We start from the raw sequence: 2,863 nt of genomic DNA on the forward strand, positions 1-2,863 counted from the left end.
GGTTATGGGTACACGCGGGAGTTCCCGGTGGAGCGGATGATGCGCGACGCCAAGATCACCCAGATCTACGAGGGCACCAACCAGATCCAGCGCATGGTCATGGCCCGCCAGCTCCTCAAGTAGCCGGATCCCGCGACGTCGCCGCGGGCCTTGCGCCCGTCGGCGGGCGTCCGGCATTGGGGTCGCTCTTCGGAACGGGCACATTGCGGAGAATCGGACGACTTCCGGAATGGAACTTCCCTAACCAAGGGCCTTGAGCCATGCTTGGTGACGCTGTCACCGTGAGTCGGTGCATGTGCGCGCCCGGTCGCCGTCACGGAGGGCGACGCTCTCATGGCGAAGGGTCCGCTTCGTCGCGCTGAGTATCGCGCGTCCGGCGGTCGGTGACGTGGCCCCCGGAGTCGAAGGAGAAGATCCATGTCGGTGTCTGTCGGCGCTGTGCGCGGGGCGCGGCCGCCGGTGAGCGTCGGACCGGTGCGCGAGGAGGCGCTCGGGGTGGCGGCCCTTCCGTCCGCTGTGCCGGTCGCGGGCTTCTTCGCTCACGCGCTGCTCGGGTCGTGGGAAGTGGATGAAGCCTGCCGCTGGGCGTGCCGGCAGGTCCTGTCCGAACTGGTCGGCACTGCGCTGGAGGCGACTGGCGGCCTGAGCGGGACGGACGTCGAGGTGCGCGGTACCGCGATGGTGCTCGTGCGGTTCCGGTTGTGCGCCGCGCACCTGGTGGTCGAAGTGCGTGCGGACGGCGCGGCGCCGGCGAGGGTCGGGTACGCCGCTCCGCTGGACGAGGGCGGGCGCGGGCTCATGCTGGCCGACTCCCTCGCGTCCGGCTGGGGGGTGTACACGCTGGACACCGGCAAGGTCGTGTGGGCGGCGTGGGAGGTCGCCGGCAACGGTTAGGCCCTGCCGCGCCGGTCTCCGTGTTGACTTGCGCACATCTATCCTGTTCGATCTCACACGTGGAGAGTTCGGAACGGGTGGCCGTGCTCATTGAGCGGTTGCGGACCACCGAGCACGTGACCGTCGTGGAGCTGGCCGAGGAGACCGGTGCGTCGGAGATGACGATCCGGCGCGACCTCGATCAGCTCGCCGAGCGCGGTGTGCTGCGGCGCGTCCGGGGCGGGGCCGTCAGCCTGCTGCTGCGGGGTGAGGCGATGCCCTTCGCCGTCCGGGAGCAGGACGCCGCCGAGGCCAAGGAGCGGATCGCCGCCGCGGTGGACGGCCTGCTCACCGACGGCGAGGCGGTCATCCTGGACGGCGGCACGACCACGCTCACCGTCGCTCGCGCGATCGCCGGGCGGCGGCTCACCGCCGTCCCGCTCGATCTGCACGCGGCGACCGCGCTCAGCGGCGCTCCGCAGGTCCGGCTGCTGGTCCCCGGCGGGCGGACGAAGCCGGGCGCGCTGGCGTTCACCGGGCCGCTGACCGAGGCGTCGCTGGCCTCGCTGCGCGTCGACACCGCCGTCCTCGGGGTGTGCGGGCTGTCGGCCGAGCACGGGCTCACCGCCCACGAACTCGACGAGGTCCCGGTCAAGCGGGCGGCGATCGCCTCGGCCCGGCGGGTCGTCGCGGTGTGCGACGGGAGCAAGTTCGGGCGTACCGGCCTCGGGCTCGTCTGCCCGGTCACCACGCTCGACATGGTGGTCACCGACCGCTCCGCGCCGGCGGCCGCCGTGTCCCGCCTCCGCGACTCCGGGGTGGACGTCCGCCTTGTCTGACTCACGGCGGTCGTTGCGGGCGGGGCGGATCGCCACCTTCGGCTACTTCGGGCTGAACGGCTTCCTGCTGGGCATGTGGATCGTCCACATTCCGGTCGTCGAGGACAGGACGGGCATCGGCCACGCCCTCCTCGGCTGGCTCCTGCTGCTGCTCGGCGCCGGGGCCCTCGGCGGAATGCAGATCGCGGGGCGCCTCACCGACCGCGTCGGCGCCCGCGTCGTCGTACCGCTCAGCGCTGCCCTGTGCAGTGCCGCGCTGGTCCTGCCGGGCGTGGCCACCGACGCCTGGACGCTGGGGGCGGCACTTGCGCTGCTCGGCGTCGGCAACGGCGCCCTCGACGTCGCCATGAACGCGCATGCCGTCCAGGTGGAACGCGGCTACCGGCGGCCCGTCATGTCCGCCTTCCACGCGACCTTCTCCCTCGGCGGCGTCCTCGCCGCGCTGGCCGGCGCCGGGACGCTCGGCTGGGGCTGGAGCCCGGCGGCGACGCTGGGCGGGGTCGCGCTGGCCGGTGTCGCCGCGGCCGCGCTGACGGCTCCCGCCCTGCTGCGCCGCGAGGCGCCCCGGGACGTCCCCGTCGCCGCACGGCGGACCCGGACGCCCCGCCGCATCTGGATGATGGCCGTCCTCGCCCTGATGGTCATGCTGTCCGAGGGCGTGGCCAACGACTGGAGCGCCCTGCACCTGCGGGACGGCCTGGACGCGTCCGCCGCCACCGCCGCCCTCGCCTACGGGGCCTTCGCCACCGCCATGACCATCGGCCGCCTGCTGGCCGACCGGGTCGCGGCGCGGTTCGGCCCGGTGGCCGTCCTCCGCTACGGCGCGGCGACGGCCGCGCTCGGCGGGACGGTGGCGGCCCTGTCGCCGTGGGTCCCGTCGGCCCTCGCCGGCTGGGCCCTGTTCGGGGCCGGGCTCTCCGGCTGCGTCCCCCAGCTGTTCAGCGCGGCGGGCCACCACGACCAGGACGCCGTCGGCGCCAACGTGTCCCGTGTCGCGGGACTCGGGTATCTCGGCATGCTCGCCGGTCCGGCCGTGATCGGGCCGCTGACCCACGTCATGCCGCTGAGCCTCACGTTCTTCCTGCCGGTGGCGCTGTGCGCCATCGCGGCCGCCGCAGCGGGCATCCTCCGCCCGCCGCCCAGCCCCGCCC

General features: G+C 74.0%; 4 protein-coding genes. All 4 read left to right on the forward strand.

Annotated features, from left to right (window positions below; all coding sequences use genetic code 11):
* Positions 1-123: acyl-CoA dehydrogenase family protein (locus E1284_RS39950; RefSeq protein ID WP_274704662.1), on the forward strand; the 123-nt coding region annotated here is incomplete at its 5' end.
* Positions 124-417: 294 nt separating this feature from the next.
* A complete protein-coding gene (locus E1284_RS39955) occupies positions 418-894 on the forward strand; it encodes an ATP-binding protein (RefSeq protein WP_131945322.1) in 477 nt (158 codons plus the stop codon).
* A gap of 59 nt (positions 895-953) precedes the next feature.
* Entirely contained in the window at positions 954-1,712 is a 759-nt protein-coding gene (locus E1284_RS39960) for a DeoR/GlpR family DNA-binding transcription regulator (RefSeq protein ID WP_131945323.1), read from the forward strand.
* Positions 1,705-2,863 (forward strand): MFS transporter (locus E1284_RS39965; protein WP_243715040.1); only part of this gene is annotated, 1,159 nt, incomplete at its 3' end. The genes E1284_RS39960 and E1284_RS39965, both read left to right, overlap by 8 nt.

The sequence above is a fragment of the Actinomadura bangladeshensis genome, from assembly GCF_004348335.1.
In the GTDB taxonomy this organism is placed as follows: domain Bacteria; phylum Actinomycetota; class Actinomycetes; order Streptosporangiales; family Streptosporangiaceae; genus Spirillospora; species Spirillospora bangladeshensis.